Below are 15,023 nucleotides of genomic sequence, written 5' to 3'. Positions count from 1 at the left end.
CGCACGGCAGAGGCGAGAAAGGCGGCGGCATGCGGCAGCGCACCGCGATCGTGATCGGCGGCGGGATCGGCGGGCTCACCGCCGCGGTGGCCCTGGACCGGCGGGGCTGGCAGGTCACCGTGCTGGAACGGGCCGCCGCGTTGGAACCGGTGGGCGCGGGCATCGGACTGGCCGCCAACGCCCAACGGGCTCTGGACACCATCGGCGTGGGCGACGCGGTGCGCGCCCTGGCCTCCTGGCAGTTGGCCGGCGAGATCCGCCGTCCCGATGGGCGGTTGCTGGCCCGTTCGGACAACGCGGCGGCGGTCCGCAGGTTCGGCGGTCCCGTCGTGGTCGCCCACCGCGCCGATCTGGTCGCCCTGCTCGCGGCCCAACTGCCCACCGCCGCGGTCCGTATCGGGGCCTCGGCGGCCCTCCTGGACGCCGGCGATCCGCTGCGGGACGGCCGCCCGGCCCGGGTGCGGTGCACCGACCCCGACGGCGAACCGGAGGAGCTCACCGCCGATCTCGTCGTCGCGGCCGACGGCATCCACTCCGCGGCCCGCCGGACGCTTTTCCCCGACCACCCCGCGCCCCGCTATGCCGGCTTCACCACCTGGCGCTTCGTGGTGCCCGCCGCCGCTGCCCCCGGTCATGCCGCCGACCCGGACACCGCGCACGAGACCTGGGGCCCCGGCGGCCTCTGGGGCACCCTGCCGCTGCACGACGGGCGGATCTACGCGTACGCCACCGCGGCCGTACCGCCCGGCGGCGACCGGGCCGGCGGTGACCAACGGGCCGAACTGATACGGCGGTTCGGCACCTGGCACCGGCCCGTCCCGGAGCTGCTGGCCGCCGTCGAACCGGCCGCCGTCCTCCGCAACGACGTGTACGCCGCGGCCGCCCCGCCGCCCGCGTTCCACCACGGCCGGGTCGCCCTGCTCGGCGACGCGGTGCACCCGATGACGCCCAACCTCGGGCAGGGCGGCTGTCAGGCCGTCGAGGACGCCGTGGTCCTCGCCCACGAGGCGGCCCCCAACGCCCCGTTGGCGACCGCGCTGGCCGCCTACACCCGGCAGCGTCTGCCCCGCACCATGGACGTGGTTCGCCGGTCGGGACGGATCGGCCGGCTCACCACCTGGCGCTCCCGGCCGGCCTGTGCGCTGCGCGCCGCCCTGATCGCGGCCACCGCCCGCCTGGCACCGGACCTCGCGCTGCGCGGCCTGGACGGCATCGCCGACTGGCGGCCGCCGACCGCCCCGTAAGCTGCGAGGACGGGCGCCCCGCCACCCGCCGCGGCGGACCCGAAGACCCAAGGGAGAAGTTGAGTGAAGGTCGGCTGCATCGGACTCGGAGACATCGCGCGCAAGGCGTACCTCCCCGTATTGGGCGTCCAGCCCGGGGTCGAGCTGCACCTGCAGACCCGTAACCCGGTCGCGCTCCAACAGGCCGGCGAGACCTACCGGTTGGCCGACCGGCAGCTCCACGCCGACCTGGACGCGCTGCTCGCCGCCGGCCCGGACGCCGCCTTCGTGCACGCCGCGACGGTCGCCCACCCGGAGATCGTGACCCGGCTGATCGAGGCCGGAATCCCCACCTATGTCGACAAGCCGATCGCCTACGACCTCGCCGACACCCGGCGGATCGTCGCCCTCGCCGAACGCCGTGGGGTGGGCCTGGCCGTCGGCTTCAACCGCCGCCATGCGCCCGGGTACGCCGCGTGCCGGGAGCACCCCCGCGAGCTGATCCTGCTGCAGAAGAACCGCACCGGGATGCCCGAGGACCCACGCACCCTGGTCCTGGACGACTTCATCCACGTCGTCGACACCCTGCGCTTCCTGGCGCCCGGCGAGATCGAGCACATCGACGTGCGGGCCCGGGTCCGCGACGGCCTGATGGACCACGTGGTGCTCCAGCTGTCCGGCGACGGGTTCACCGCCATCGGCACCATGAACCGCCGCAGCGGCTCCGCCGAGGAGGTGCTGGACGTGTCCGGCCAGGACGCGCGGCGCCAGGTGGTCAACCTCGCCGAGGTCGTCGACCACGACGGGCGGCCGAGCATCCGGCGCCGCGGCGACTGGGAGCCGGTGGCCCGCCAGCGCGGCATCGAGCAGATCGTGAAGTCCTTCCTCGACGACGTCCGGGCCGGGCGGCGGACCTCGGCCCAGGACGCCCTGCGCACGCACGAGCTGTGCGAACGGGTGGTCACCGAGGCGCTCGGGTAACCGGGGGCCGGCGCGGGCGCCGCCTTAACTGGGGGCCCCGCGCCGCCTGGTGGCCCGCACCGCCCCGGTCAGCCCGTAGGCGAGCAGCGCGGCGACCGCCCCGTAGAGCACCCAGTCGCCCCAGCGGGTATACGGGCTGGTGCCCCGGGCCAGCGGCAGGTCGTAGACGGCCGACGCGCTGCGGTCGGTGCCCAGGCGCGCGCCGACCGGTTCGCCGCGCGGTCCGTATACCGCGCTGATCCCGGTGAGCGTGGCGTGCACCATCGGGCGCCAGGTCTCGGCGGCGCGCAGCGCCCCCAGGGAGGCGTGCTGCGCGGGCGCCCAACTGTCCTGGAACGTCGCGGTGGAGGACTGGGCCACCAGCAACTGCGCGCCGTCCGCGGCCAGATGGCGGCTCATGTCCGGGAACGCCGTCTCGAAGCACACCAGCGGGCCGGCCCGCAGGCCGCCGGTGGCGGGCAACGGCATCACCACCTGATGGGTGCCGCGCCGCCGGTCGCTGGCGGCGGCCTTGCCCACCTTCGTCGCCCAACCCAGCACGGACCGGGCCGGGATGTACTCGCCGAACGGCACCAGCCGCATCTTGGCGTAGCGGTCCCCGGTCGGGCCGTGCGGGCCGATGAGGACCGCGCTCTTGGAGATGCCGTGCCGACCGGCGTCCAGTGCGTCGGCGTTGACCAGCAGGTCGGCGCCGGTGCGCGCGGACAGCGCGGCCAACCGGGCGGCGAGCGCCGGGTGGTCCGCCGGGTCCTCATAGAGGCTGCTCTCGCCCCAGACGACCAGGCGCACCCCGCGGCCCGCCAGCGCGGTGGTGAGCGCCTCGCTGCGGGCCAGCCGCTGGGTGGGCGTGCCGGTCGGGCCCGGTTGGACGACCGCGATCCGTACCGTCCCGGCGGGCCGCGGGCGCGGCGCCCACCACCAGGCCGCGGTGCCGGCCAGTGCGCACACCAACAGTCCGGCGACGGCCGGCACCCGGGCGTTCGGGACGGTGAGCAGCCCGGCCAGCGCGGTGTTCACCGCCACGATCAGCAGGCTCAGCAGCCACACCCCGCCGAGCGAGGCCAGCCGCAGCGCGGGCGGCACCTGCCACTGACTGGCGCCCAGCAGCCCCCAAGGACCGCCCAAGTACTCCCAGGACCGGACCAGTTCGACCATCAGCCAGCCGGCCGGCACCAACACCAGCGCCGCGGCGCACCGTCCCCGGCCCGGCACCCCGCCCAGCAGCGCCCGCACCAGCAGCCCCCACGGCGCCCACAGCGCCCCCAACAACAGCGCCAGGACGACGATGAAGACGTGCAGGCTCGGCAGCAGCCAGTGGTGCACCGCCAGCATGAACCCGGCGCCGCCCCACCAGCCGTACAGCCCGGCCCGCCGCGCGCTGCCGGCCGACCGCACCAGGAGCAGCCACGGCACCAGCGCCACATACGCCAGCCACCACAGGGACGGCGTCGGGAAGGCGAGGGCCGGCAGCGCGCCGGCGAGGGCGGCGGCCGGCCCCCGCGTCCAGAGGGAGCCGTCCCCTCGCACCCGGTGGCCGAGCGGTATGTCCATACGGGCCCCCTGTCGCCATGCGCGCCCCAACGTGTGCTGCCGTGTCACGTCGATATCTCTTGCCACGCTCAAGGGTGATCAGGCATGGACAACTTCCGCCACTTCTTGCGCATCCGGAATGTCGGGCGGTGGTGCGGTCTTACCAGCCCTTATGAGCGCCCATCAGCCGGCCCGTTTTGGGCGTGCGGCATGCGTGCGGCCCCCGCCTTGGGGACGGGGGCCGCACGGTGCCGGGGGCTTCGGGGCGTCAGTTCACCAGCGAGGGCTCGGCGGCCGGCTCGGGCCGGTCGTCATCCGGGCCGTCCTGGACGCCCAGCGGCTCCGGGGAGCCACCGGCGTCCGCCGTCCCGTGCCGCGCCGTGGCGAACTGCGTCCGGTACAGCTCGGCGTAGCGGCCGCCGGCGGCCAGCAGCGCCTCGTGCGTGCCCCGTTCGACGATCCGGCCGGCCTCGACGACCAGGATCAGATCGGCGGCCCGCACGGTCGACAGCCGGTGCGCGATCACCAACGCGGTCCGCCCCTCCAGCGCCTCGGTGAGCGCCTCTTGGACGGCCGCCTCCGAGGTGTTGTCCAGGTGGGCGGTGGCCTCGTCCAGGATGACCACCCGGGGGTGGGCCAGCAGCAGCCGGGCGATGGTCAGCCGCTGTCGCTCGCCGCCGGAGAGCCGGTAGCCGCGCTCGCCGACGACGGTGTCCAGACCGTCCGGCAACGAGGCGATCAGCGCCTCCAGGCGGGCCCGGCGCAGCGCGTCCCACAGCTCGTCCTCGGTGGCCTCCGGGTTGGCCAGCAGCAGGTTCTCCCGGATCGAGTCGTGGAAGAGGTGGCCGTCCTGGGTGACCATGCCCAGGGTGTCCCGCAACGAGGCCGCGGTCAGCTCGCGGACGTCCACCCCGGCCAGCCGCACCGCGCCGGAATCCGGGTCGTACAGCCGCGGCAGCAGCTGCGCGATCGTCGACTTGCCGGCGCCCGACGAGCCGACCAGCGCGACCATCTGACCCGGTTCGGCGCGGAAGGAGAGGCCGTGCAGGACCTCCTCGCCGCCCCGGGTGTCGAGGGTGGCGACCTCCTCCAGAGAGGCCAGCGACACCTTGTCGGCGGCCGGGTAGCCGAAGCGCACCGCGTCGAACTCCACCGACACCGGGCCCTCGGGCACCGGACGGGCGTCCGGCCGTTCGGTGATCAGCGGCTTGAGGTCCAGCACCTCGAAGACCCGCTCGAAGCTGACCAGCGCGCTCATCACCTCGATATGCGCGCCGGACAGCGCGGTCAACGGGGCGTAGAGCCGGGTGAGCAGCAGCGCGAGCGAGACGATCGCGCCCGCCTCCAACTGCCCGCGCAGCGCCAGGAACCCGCCCAGCCCGTAGACCACGGCCAGCGCGAGCGCGGAGACCAGGGTGAGCGCGGTGACGAAGTACGTCTGCACCATTGCCGAGCGGACACCGATGTCGCGCACCCGGCGGGCCCGGGCGGCGAATTCGGCGGACTCGCGCGCCGGCCGACCCATCAGCTTCACCAGGGTCGCGCCGGGCGCGGAGAACCGCTCGGTCATCTGCGTGCCCATCGCGGCGTTGTGGTCGGCGCCCTCCCGCCGCAGCGCCGCCAACCGCCGGCCGACCCTACGGGCGGGCAGCACGAAGATCGGCAGCAGCACCAGCGCGATCAAGGTGATCTGCCAGGAGAGGGTGAGCATCACGCCGAGGGTGAGCAGCAGCGTCACGATGTTGCTGACGACTCCGGAGAGGGTGTCGCTGAACGCCCGTTGGGCGCCGATCACATCGTTGTTCAGTCGGCTGACCAGCGCCCCGGTGCGGGTGCGGGTGAAGAACGCGATCGGCATCCGCTGCACGTGGTCGTAGACCGTGGTGCGCAGGTCGAGGATGAGGCCCTCGCCGATGCTCGCCGACAGCCAGCGGGTCAGCAGCCCGAGCCCGGCCTCCGCCAGGGCGATCCCCGCGATCAGCCCGGACAGGCTCAGCACCAGCCCGGCCGACTTGCCGCCGACGATCGCGTCCACCACCCGCCCGGCGAGCAGCGGGGTGGCCACCGCGAGCAGCGCGGTGACGGTGCTCAGCACCAGGAAACACGCCAGCATCCGGCGGTGCGGGCGGGCGAAGGCCGCGATCCGGCGCAGCGTCCCGGGGGAGAGGCGGCGCTTCCCCTGCTGAGCGGTGATCGTGCTGTGCAGCGAATGCCAGGCGGTGACTTCCATGTCCATCGCGGCCTCCTGATTGCCGGGGTCGTCGTCACGGGATCGCCGTGGATGACCGGCGACACGAAAGAACCTAGAACCTAAACCAATCTTGAGGTCAAGCCATTCCGGCCATGGGCACCCGGGGAAGCGCCGCGCCCCGCCGCGATCGCCGTCGAAGCGGCCCCTCTCGATCACCGCATTGCCGCCGACCACCAGGCGGTCACCATCCCAACGCGCCCTGACCCAGCCGACGTTACGCCGCCGGCCCGCACCCCGCCCCGCCTACGGCTGAAGCGGCCCCTCCCAGACCACCGCCCCGTCCGGGACGCCCTCGGCCCCGCTCTCCGCGCCCTCCGTCTCGCTCCCGCCGATCACCGTCAGCCGGGCCCCCGCCCGGCCGTCGGCCAGCGTGACGGTGGCGTCGACGACGACCCGGGCCGGTTCCGCCGCCGGCGTCAGCTCCGCCAGCGCCCGGCCGACCGCGGCCACCAGCGCCCGGCCGGACTCCGCGCCGACCCGGGCGTCCACCGGCCCCACGAACAGCACCGACGGCCGGGCGCCCAGCACCGCCGTGGCCGCGCCGGCCTCCCGGAGGATGCGGGTGCGCAGCCCGGCCGGCGCCTCCGGCGGCCCCTGCTGGAGCGCGATGATCGCGGTGCGGATCTCCTGGATCGTCGCGTCCAACTCGTCCACTGCCCGCTGCACGTCCTCCTTCACGTCCGGGCGGACGGCGGTGCGGTGCGCGCTCTCCAGCAACATGCCGGTGGCGAACAGCCGTTGGATCACCAGGTCGTGCAGATCGCGGGCGATCCGGTCGCGGTCCTCGTAGACCGCGAGCCGCTGGCGGTCGTGGTGGCGGTCGGCCAGCACCAGCGCCAGCGCCGCCTGGGAGGCGAACTGGGTGCCCAGCGTCCGTTCCACATGCGTGAAGCGCGGGTCCCCGGATGCCCGGCAGAGCGCCAGCGCGCCCAGCACCCGGTCGCCGCTGCGCAGCGGCAGCAGCATCGTCGGCCCGTAGTGGCGCGACATCGGGGAGATCGACCGGGGGTCGTCGGCGAAGTCGTCGGAGAACACCGCATGCCCCGCGTGGATCTGTTGCAGGACCGGGCTCTCCGGCGGGATCGCGTCGCCGTACGCCTCGGCCCGCACGGACTCCGACAGCAGGGTGGAGATCGCCACCACCTCCATCGCGCCGTCGGACCGCGGCAGCAGCACCGCCCCGGTCGCCGCCTCCGCCAACTCCCGCCCCTTCTCGGCGACCACGGTCAGCGCGTGCTCGGCCGCCGAACCGCTCTCCGGGCCGGCCAGCAGCGCCGTGGTCACCGACGCCGCCCCGTCGATCCACCGCCGGCGCTGCCGGGCCGCGGCATGCATCCGGGCATTGCCCATGGCGATCCCGGCCTCGGTGGCCAGCACCCGCACCAGATGCAGGTCCACCTCGCCGAACGGTCGCGCCGTCCGGCCGCCCGCCTTCCCGGCCAGGTAGACGCTCCCGAACAGCTCGCCCTGCACCTTGATCGGCACCCGCAGCGCGAACGGGGCGGTCGGCCGGCCCTCGGGCGGGCTGCCGTGGGTGATCAGATCGCGCCGCCCCTCGCCGTCCTCGTCCAGCACCTCCACGGCGGCATAACGGGCGCCGGTCAGCGACGCGGCGGTCTCGGCGATCCGGTCCAGCACCCGGTGCACGTCCAGGTCGGAGCCGATGGCGACCATCGCCTCCAGCAGCTGCGGCAGCCGCGCCAGCGGGCCGCCGGCCAGATTCCGCAGGTCCTGCGCGGTGCGCTCGGCGAGCTCCGCCGCCGAACCCGCGGACCCGGCACCGTCGTGCGGCTCGACGGGCTCGGGGTACGGCGGCACAGGCGGCATGAGCGGCGCCTTCTGGGCTGACAGTGTCGGACGGTACGGCTGCGACCAGTCTAATTCGCCCGGAAGGATGACATCGGGGTGGTTACGGAACGAACGCACCGGCCCGGTGCCGCCGAACCCACCCCGACGCCGGCGCCCCCGGGATCAGGCCGGCAGGGCCGCCTCGATCGCCTGGACCAGCTCGTCCGCCTCCGGTTCCGTCCGCGGCCGGAACCGGCCGGCGATCGCGCCGGTGTGGTCAATGACGAACTTCTCGAAGTTCCACTGGACGTCGCCGGCCGCCCCCTCCGCGTCCGGGGTGCCGGTCAGCTCGGCGTAGAGCGGGTGTCGGTCCTCGCCGTTGACGTCGGTCTTCTCGAAGAGCGGGAAGCTGACGCCGTACGTCGACGAGCAGAACGTGGCGATCTCCTCGGCGGTGCCCGGCTCCTGGCCGGCGAACTGGTTGCTGGGGAAGCCCAGCACGCTGAACCCGCGGTCGGCGAACCGCCGTTGGAGCCGCTCCAGCCCCGTGTACTGCGGGGTCAGTCCGCACTTGGACGCCACGTTCACCACCAGCAGGGCCTTGCCCCGGTAGTCGGCGAGGGAGGCGGACTCACCGGTCAGGGTGCGCAGCGGAATGTCGTACAGGCTCATGCTCGGGCTCCTCGGTGCGGTTCCGTGGTCGGGGACGTCCATCCTCACCCCCAACAACCGTGCCCGGCCTGCTCTTCCCGGGATCGTCCACCGGCCAGGCCACCACCGGCCGCAGCGTGCCGGCCCGCCACTCCTTGAGCAGCTGGTCGAAGATCGGCGTGTCCTCCTCCACCCGGCGCCGGGCGAGCGGCGGCGGCAACCGGGGCGGCTGGTGGGGGAGCGAGATGCGCTGGAAGGGGTGGCCCGGGGCCCGTTTGACGTCCATGTACCGGACTCAACACCACTTCGCCCGGCGGGATACGAGACCTGGCCGGTACGGGCCGCAGATGCCCCCTTGGGCGGTGAGGGGCAGAAATTACGTTCCAGGGCGGACGGGCAAGCGGACGGGAAAACGTTGCAGGGGCCGACGGGCGGCGCGCGCCCGTCGGCCCCTGGTGTCCCACCGCGATGGGTCGGTGGGGCGCCGCGGTGTCAGGCCCGGCGGAGCAGGCCGCCGAGGACCTCCCGCAGGGCACCCTCGGGGTCGGCCACCTGCCCCTCCGCGCGCCACGCCACGAAGCCGTCGGGCCGCACCAGTACCGCGCCCTCGGGCGTCGTCCCGTGCCTCTCCGCCCAGTCGACGCCCTCGTCCGGGACCAGGTCGGCGTCGGCGCCGATGCCGATGCGGTAGTGGTCCAGCCGCGTCGACCAGTGGGCGGCGGTGGCCTCCGCCGCGGCGCGCCAGATCTTGCCGTCCTCGGTGCCGGTCAGCAGGACGAAGGAGCGCTCGTAGAGGTCCAGGGTGGAGCGCCGCCCGTCGTCCGCGTGCAGCCACAGGTGCGGGGCCCGGGTGCCGGGCTCGCCGGTCAGCCGCATCCGCTCGGGGACGACCGGGAGTTCGGGGTCGGCGCCGAGGACCGCACCGCGCGGGTAGCTGTAGCCCAGCGCCACCGTCAGGACGCCGCGCTGCCGGCCGCCGCCACCGGGCGCCGGGTCGTAGCCGGGATGGCTGTGCTCGGCGGACCGGGCCGAGGCGCGGGCGCTGGTCACCTCGGCCACCGGGCGGCGCTCCTCCTCGTAGGTGTCCAACAGCGCGGGGTCCGCCGCGCCGTCGAGGACGGCGGCCAGTTTCCAGGCGAGGTTGTGCGCGTCCTGGATACCGGTGTTGGAACCGAACGCCCCGGTGGGGGACATCTCGTGGGCCGCGTCGCCGGCGAGGAAGATCCGGCCCGCGGAGTACCGCTCGGCGACCCGCTCCGCGGCGTGCCAGGGCGCCTTGCCGGTGATCTCAACCGCCATGCCCGGCACGCCCGTTGCCCGTCGGATGTGGTCGATGCACCGCTGGTCGTCGAAGTCCTCCAGCGTCTCGCCCCGGTCGGGGTGCCAGGGCGCGTGGAAGACCCACTCCGCGTGGTTGTCGACCGGCAGCAGGGCCCCGTCGGCCTCCGGGTTGGTGAGGTAGCAGGCGATGAAGTGGCGGTCGCCGACGGCGTCGGCCAGTTCCGGGGCGCGGAAGGTGATGCTGACGTTGTGGAAGAGGTCGCCGGGGCCCGTCTGCCCGATGCCGAGCCGTTCGCGCACCGGGCTGCGCGGCCCGTCAGCGGCGATGAGGTAGTCGGCGCGGAGGGTGGTGTGCTCGCCGGTGTTCCGGTCCTTGACGACCGCGGTCACGCCGTCGGCGTCCTGGTCGCACGTCATCAGCTCGGTGCTGAACCGCAGATCGCCGCCCAACTCGCGGGCGCACTCCAGCAGTACCGGCTCCAGGTCGTTCTGGCTGCACAGGCACCAGCTCGACGGGCTGAACTTGGCCAGCCCGCCGCCCGGGTCGATCTCCCGGAACAGCCACTCCTGCTCGTCGCCGGTCAGTGAACGGGCCTGCAGAATCCCGTGGTTGGCGGCGAGGACCGAGGCCGCCTCGCGGATCCGCCGCTCCGCGCCGGCCACTCGGTAAAGCTCCATGGTGCGGACGTTGTTGCCCCGTCCGCGGGGGTGCCGGGAGGTGCCCGCGTGCTTCTCGACCAGGACGTGGCGGACGCCCAGGCGTCCGAGGAACAGCGAGGCGGACAGGCCCACCAGGGACCCGCCGACGATGAGGACCGGCACCCGGTCTTCGGCCTTGGGGTTCATGTGTTGGCTCCAGCTCCAGCGGCGCGTACGGGAGATGGAGCAACGCATGCCCGGCCCGTGGCCCCTTCCATCAGGGTTCACCTGCATGGCTCACAGATCTCGCGCCGACCGTGGGTCTTGGCCACGATCGAATCCGGACCGCCCCCCGCGACACGCCGGGCAGAAGGTCCGCCCATCCGGCTCAGTCGCCCGGACCGCATCGGGAGCAACGGAAGGCACCGGAATCCCGGATCGCGCCGGAACTGACGACGCACCACAGGGGCCCTCGCGCCCCGGAGGAGATGCGTAGACGATGACAACGCTGTCGGAACGAATATCGCAGTCCGCCTTCGACGGCTCCCGGCTCCGGGTCGTGCTCATGCTGGACCTGGAAGAGGGCGCCCAGCAGCAGTTCCTGGAAGCCTACGAACAACTCCGGAACCAGGTGGCCTCCGTCCCCGGGCACATCACCGACCAGCTGTGCCAGTCCATCGAGAACCCCTCGCAGTGGCTGATCACCAGCGAATGGGAGAGTGCCCCGCCGTTCCTCGCCTGGGTCAACAGCGAGGAGCACGTCAAGATGGTGCAGCCGCTGCACAGCTGCGTGCGCGACACCCGCTCCCTGCGCTTCAGCGTCCTGCGCGAGACCTCGAACGTCGCCGCCGTCGCCCCCGAGCCCCTCAAGGGCCGCCTGCAGGCGAACCCCCGCGTCGGCGACGGCGTGGTCCGGCACGCGCTGACCTTCACCGTGAAGCCCGGCAGCGAGTCGATGGTCGCCGACATCCTCTCCGGCTACACCTCGCCGGCGGCCCGGGTCGACGACAAGACCCGGCTGCGCCGCACCTCCCTCTTTATGTACGGCAACCGCGTGGTGCGCGCCATCGAGGTGCAGGGCGATCTGGTCGCCGCGCTGCGGCACGTCTCCCAACAGCCCGAGGTCCGGGCCGTCGAGGAGGCCATCAACCCGTATCTGGAGCAGGACCGGGACCTCAACGACCCCAATTCCGCCCGGGTGTTCTTCACCCGCGCCGCGCTGCCCGCGGTGCACCACGTGGCGACCGGCGGTCCGGAGCCCGAGAACTTCCAGAGCATCTCCCGGCACGCGCTGTACTACCCGGCCAAGCCCGGCTTCGGCATGACGCTGGCCAAGATGCTGGCCCGTCAGGACGAGGAGGCCGCCGACGACCCGGCGTGCCCCGTCTACGGCAGCACCATCTTCCAGCGCGACGACATCGTCGTCCGCCTCATCGACATGCGGGAGCCCATCGACCGGGACCCGCTGGTCTCCCTCGGCGCCCGCGGTCCGCGCAAACTGGCCGTGCTGCGGCGGCTGTTGGACGGCGACGTCGCCGGCGGCCTGACCAGCGAGCGCGAGCTGGCGCACTTCCTGGCCCGCGCCGACATGGATCTCATCACCGACCGTCGGGCGCCGGACGCCTGACCGTCGAAGCCCCGCCGACCGGGCCCGCAGGCCGTCATCAGGCCGGCACCCCCCACCCATCCACCGGCAGCACGCCCCTGGAGGAATCAGCCATGACCACGCACCGCCCACGCATCGTGGACCTCAGCGAGACCCAGCCCAACCGTCGGCGCGGAGGTGACCTGCGCGCCATGCTGACGCCCAGCGCGGTGGGATCCACGAGCGGCTTCATGGGCATGGCCCTCGTACAGCCCGGCGAGCGCATCGGGGAGCACTACCACCCGTACTCCGAGGAGTTCGTCTACGTCGTCCAGGGCGCGCTGGAGGTCGACCTCGACGGGGAGACCTTCGCGCTCCGCCCGGACCAGGGGCTGATGATCCCGCCGTACATGCGGCACCGTTTCCGCAACGTCGGAGACGTGGAGGCCCGGATGGTCTTCCACCTCGGCCCGTTGGCCCCGCGCCCCGAGCTGGGGCACGTGGACACCGAGGCGGCCGAGGGCGCGCAGGAGGGCACACCGGCCGCCCCACCCGAACGCACGGAGCCGGTGTCATGACCCGCCGCGTGGCGGTCACCGGCGTCGGCATCGTCGCCCCGGGCGGCGTGGGGATCCCGGCCTTCTGGGACCTGCTGTCCACCGGGCGGACGGCCACCCGTGGCATCACCCTCTTCGACCCGACCGGCTTCCGGTCCCGGATCGCCGCCGAGTGCGACTTCGATCCGGCCGCGCACGGTCTGGACGGGGAGCAGGTGGCCAAGTCCGACCGGTACGTCCAGTTCGCGCTGGTCGCCGCGGCCGAGGCGCTGCGGGAGGCTGGTCTGGACATGGCACGGGAGGACCCGTGGCGGGTCGGGGTGTCCCTGGGCACCGCGGTCGGCGGCACCACGCGCCTGGAGCACGACTATGTGGCGGTCAGCGCGTCCGGCAGCCGCTGGGACGTGGACCACCGGCCCGCCGGGCCGCATCTGCACCGGGCCTTCTCGCCGAGCTCGTTGGCGTCCGCGGTGGCGGAGCAGATCGACGCGCACGGCCCGGTGCAGACCGTCTCGACGGGCTGTACCTCCGGCCTCGACGCGATCGGTTACGCCTTCCACTCCATCGAGGAGGGCCGGGCCGACGTCTGCGTCGCGGGCGCGTCCGACTCGCCGATCTCCCCGATCACCGTGGCCTGCTTCGACGCCATCAAGGCGACCTCCGCGAACAACGACGACCCGGCCCACGCCTCCCGGCCCTTCGACGCGCAGCGCGACGGGTTCGTGATGGGCGAGGGCGGTGCCGTGCTGGTCCTGGAGGAGCTGGAGCATGCCCGGGCCCGCGGCGCCACCGTGCACTGCGAGATCCGCGGCTACGCCACCTTCGGCAACGCCTACCACATGACCGGCCTGACCCAGGAAGGTCTGGAGATGGCCGAGGCGATCAACCGCTCGCTGGCCCATGCGCGGCTCGACCCCACCCAGGTCGACTACGTCAACGCGCACGGCTCCGGCACCCAGCAGAACGACCGCCACGAGACCGCCGCGGTCAAGAAGTCGCTGGGCGACCACGCCTACAAGGTGCCGATGAGCTCGATCAAGTCGATGGTGGGCCACTCGCTGGGCGCGATCGGCGCGATCGAGATCGTCGCCTGTGTCCTGGCACTGACCCATCAGGTGGTCCCGCCGACCGCCAACTACGAGAACCCGGACCCGGAGTGCGACCTGGACTACGTGCCGAAGACCGCACGGGAGCTGCCGCTTTCGTCGGTGCTGTCCGTGGGCAGCGGATTCGGCGGGTTCCAGTCGGCCGTGGTCCTGACCCGTCCGGGTGGGAGGACGAGATGAACTCCCCGCACGAAGACCGCTGTTCCGTCGTCACCGGCATCGGTGTGATCGCCCCCAACGGGGCCAACACCGAAGCCTTCTGGAAGTCCACCAAGGAGGGCATCAGCGTCCTCGACACGGTCACCCGCGAGGGGTGCGAGGACCTGCCGCTGAAGGTCGCCGGCGAGGTCCGCGGTTTCGATCCGACCGAGCTGATCGAGGAGCGCTTCCTCGTCCAGACCGACCGGTTCACGCACTTCGCGATGGCCGCGGCCAACCTGGCTTTGGACGACGCCCTGTTGGGGCGGGCCGACTACAACCGCTCGCCGTTCGCGGTGGGAGTGGTGACCGCGGCCGGCTCCGGCGGCGGCGAGTTCGGCCAGCGGGAGCTGCAACGGCTGTGGGGCCAGGGCTCGCGCTACGTCGGCCCGTACCAGTCGATCGCCTGGTTCTACGCGGCCAGCACCGGCCAAATCTCCATCCGCGGCGGCTTCAAGGGGCCGTGCGGCGTGGTGGCCAGCGACGAGGCGGGCGGGTTGGACGCGCTGGCGCACGCCTGCCGGACCATCCGCCGCGGCACCGAGGCCGTGGTGGTGGGCGCCGCCGAGGCCCCGCTGGCCCCGTACTCGGTGGTCTGCCAGCTCGGGTACGAGGACCTCAGCCGCTGCGCCGAACCGGACCACGCCTACCGCCCGTTCACCGCGGGGGCGTGTGGCTTCGTGCCCGCCGAGGGCGGCGCGATGCTGGTCGTCGAGGAGCGGTCGGCCGCCGAGGAGCGGGGCACCCGGCCCCGAGCCGTGTTGGCCGGGCACGGGGCCACCTTCACCGGCGCCGCGCTCTGGGAGGAGTCCCGGGAGGGGCTGGCCCGGGCGATCGAGGCCGCGCTGGCGGACGCCCGGTGCGCACCCGAGGAGATCGACGTGGTCTTCGCGGACGCCCTCGGGGTGCCCTCGGCCGACCGGGCCGAGGCGCAGGCGTTGGCCGACGCGCTGGGCGGGCACGCCTCCCGGATTCCGGTGACCGCGCCCAAGACCGGTATCGGCCGGGCGTATTGCGGCGCTCCCGTTCTGGACGTCGCGGCCGCGGTGCTCTCCATGGAGGGCTCCGTGGTGCCACCGACCCCCAACGTCGTCGACGTCACCGTGGACCTCGACGTGGTGACCGGCAAGCCCCGGCCCGCCGAGCTCCAGACGGCGCTGGTGCTGAGCCGGGGCCTGATGGGCTCCAACGCGGCGATGGTGCTGCGCCGGTGCGAGAAGTCCCCCTCCTGAG

Annotated in this window: 11 protein-coding genes; 6 read left to right on the top strand and 5 right to left on the bottom strand. The window is 73.6% G+C overall.

Going from position 1 to position 15,023, the window contains the following annotated elements; translation table 11 throughout:
• Positions 1 to 29 precede the first annotated feature (29 nt).
• Both ACFVFQ_RS31065 and ACFVFQ_RS31060 read left to right on the top strand, forming a co-directional pair.
• Positions 30 to 1,244 (top strand): FAD-dependent monooxygenase, encoded by a 1,215-nt coding sequence (locus tag ACFVFQ_RS31065; RefSeq protein ID WP_383422433.1) that lies wholly within the window; start codon positions 30 to 32, stop codon positions 1,242 to 1,244.
• Between the two features lie 63 nt (positions 1,245 to 1,307).
• On the top strand, positions 1,308 to 2,204 hold the full coding sequence (locus ACFVFQ_RS31060) for a Gfo/Idh/MocA family protein (RefSeq protein WP_383422431.1): 897 nt from the start codon (positions 1,308 to 1,310) through the stop codon (positions 2,202 to 2,204).
• A gap of 24 nt (positions 2,205 to 2,228) precedes the next feature.
• On the opposite strand, the gene lnt is transcribed toward ACFVFQ_RS31060, so the two are convergent.
• The 5 genes from lnt to ACFVFQ_RS31035 form a co-directional block, all read right to left on the bottom strand.
• Positions 2,229 to 3,755, bottom strand: coding sequence for an apolipoprotein N-acyltransferase (lnt, locus tag ACFVFQ_RS31055; RefSeq protein WP_383422429.1), 1,527 nt, complete (start codon positions 3,753 to 3,755; stop codon positions 2,229 to 2,231).
• Positions 3,756 to 4,002: 247 nt separating this feature from the next.
• Positions 4,003 to 5,970 carry an ABC transporter ATP-binding protein gene (locus ACFVFQ_RS31050; protein ID WP_383422427.1) on the bottom strand — a complete coding sequence of 656 codons (1,968 nt, stop codon included), beginning with the start codon at positions 5,968 to 5,970 and terminating at the stop codon, positions 4,003 to 4,005.
• Between the two features lie 258 nt (positions 5,971 to 6,228).
• The gene (locus ACFVFQ_RS31045; protein WP_383422425.1) at positions 6,229 to 7,812 is read right to left on the bottom strand and encodes a GAF domain-containing protein; all 1,584 of its coding nucleotides are present in this window, start codon (positions 7,810 to 7,812) and stop codon (positions 6,229 to 6,231) included.
• A 144-nt stretch (positions 7,813 to 7,956) separates the two neighbouring features.
• Positions 7,957 to 8,445 (bottom strand): glutathione peroxidase, encoded by a 489-nt coding sequence (locus ACFVFQ_RS31040; protein WP_383422423.1) that lies wholly within the window; start codon positions 8,443 to 8,445, stop codon positions 7,957 to 7,959.
• A 471-nt stretch (positions 8,446 to 8,916) separates the two neighbouring features.
• On the bottom strand, positions 8,917 to 10,551 hold the full coding sequence (locus ACFVFQ_RS31035; RefSeq protein ID WP_383422421.1) for an FAD-dependent oxidoreductase: 1,635 nt from the start codon (positions 10,549 to 10,551) through the stop codon (positions 8,917 to 8,919).
• Between the two features lie 292 nt (positions 10,552 to 10,843).
• Here ACFVFQ_RS31035 and ACFVFQ_RS31030 point away from each other — a divergent pair, with 292 nt between their 5' ends.
• The 4 genes from ACFVFQ_RS31030 (at position 10,844) to ACFVFQ_RS31015 (ending at position 15,022) form a co-directional block, all read left to right on the top strand.
• Complete coding sequence (locus ACFVFQ_RS31030; RefSeq protein ID WP_383422419.1) at positions 10,844 to 11,971, top strand: SchA/CurD-like domain-containing protein; 1,128 nt, start codon at positions 10,844 to 10,846, stop codon at positions 11,969 to 11,971.
• A gap of 92 nt (positions 11,972 to 12,063) precedes the next feature.
• Complete coding sequence (locus tag ACFVFQ_RS31025) at positions 12,064 to 12,507, top strand: cupin domain-containing protein (RefSeq protein WP_383422417.1); 444 nt, start codon at positions 12,064 to 12,066, stop codon at positions 12,505 to 12,507.
• Positions 12,504 to 13,772 (top strand): beta-ketoacyl-[acyl-carrier-protein] synthase family protein, encoded by a 1,269-nt coding sequence (locus tag ACFVFQ_RS31020; protein ID WP_383422413.1) that lies wholly within the window; start codon positions 12,504 to 12,506, stop codon positions 13,770 to 13,772. The genes ACFVFQ_RS31025 and ACFVFQ_RS31020 overlap by 4 nt, the downstream gene beginning before the upstream one ends.
• Complete coding sequence (locus ACFVFQ_RS31015) at positions 13,769 to 15,022, top strand: beta-ketoacyl synthase N-terminal-like domain-containing protein (protein ID WP_383422408.1); 1,254 nt, start codon at positions 13,769 to 13,771, stop codon at positions 15,020 to 15,022. The genes ACFVFQ_RS31020 and ACFVFQ_RS31015 overlap by 4 nt, the downstream gene beginning before the upstream one ends.
• Position 15,023: the final 1 nt, after the last annotated feature.

Origin of the sequence: Streptomyces sp. NPDC057743 (assembly GCF_042798755.1) — a bacterium.
Lineage (GTDB): Bacteria > Actinomycetota > Actinomycetes > Streptomycetales > Streptomycetaceae > Streptomyces.
The sequence above is the reverse complement of the archived record's forward strand: the minus strand, read 5'-3'. Positions and strand labels throughout refer to the sequence as shown.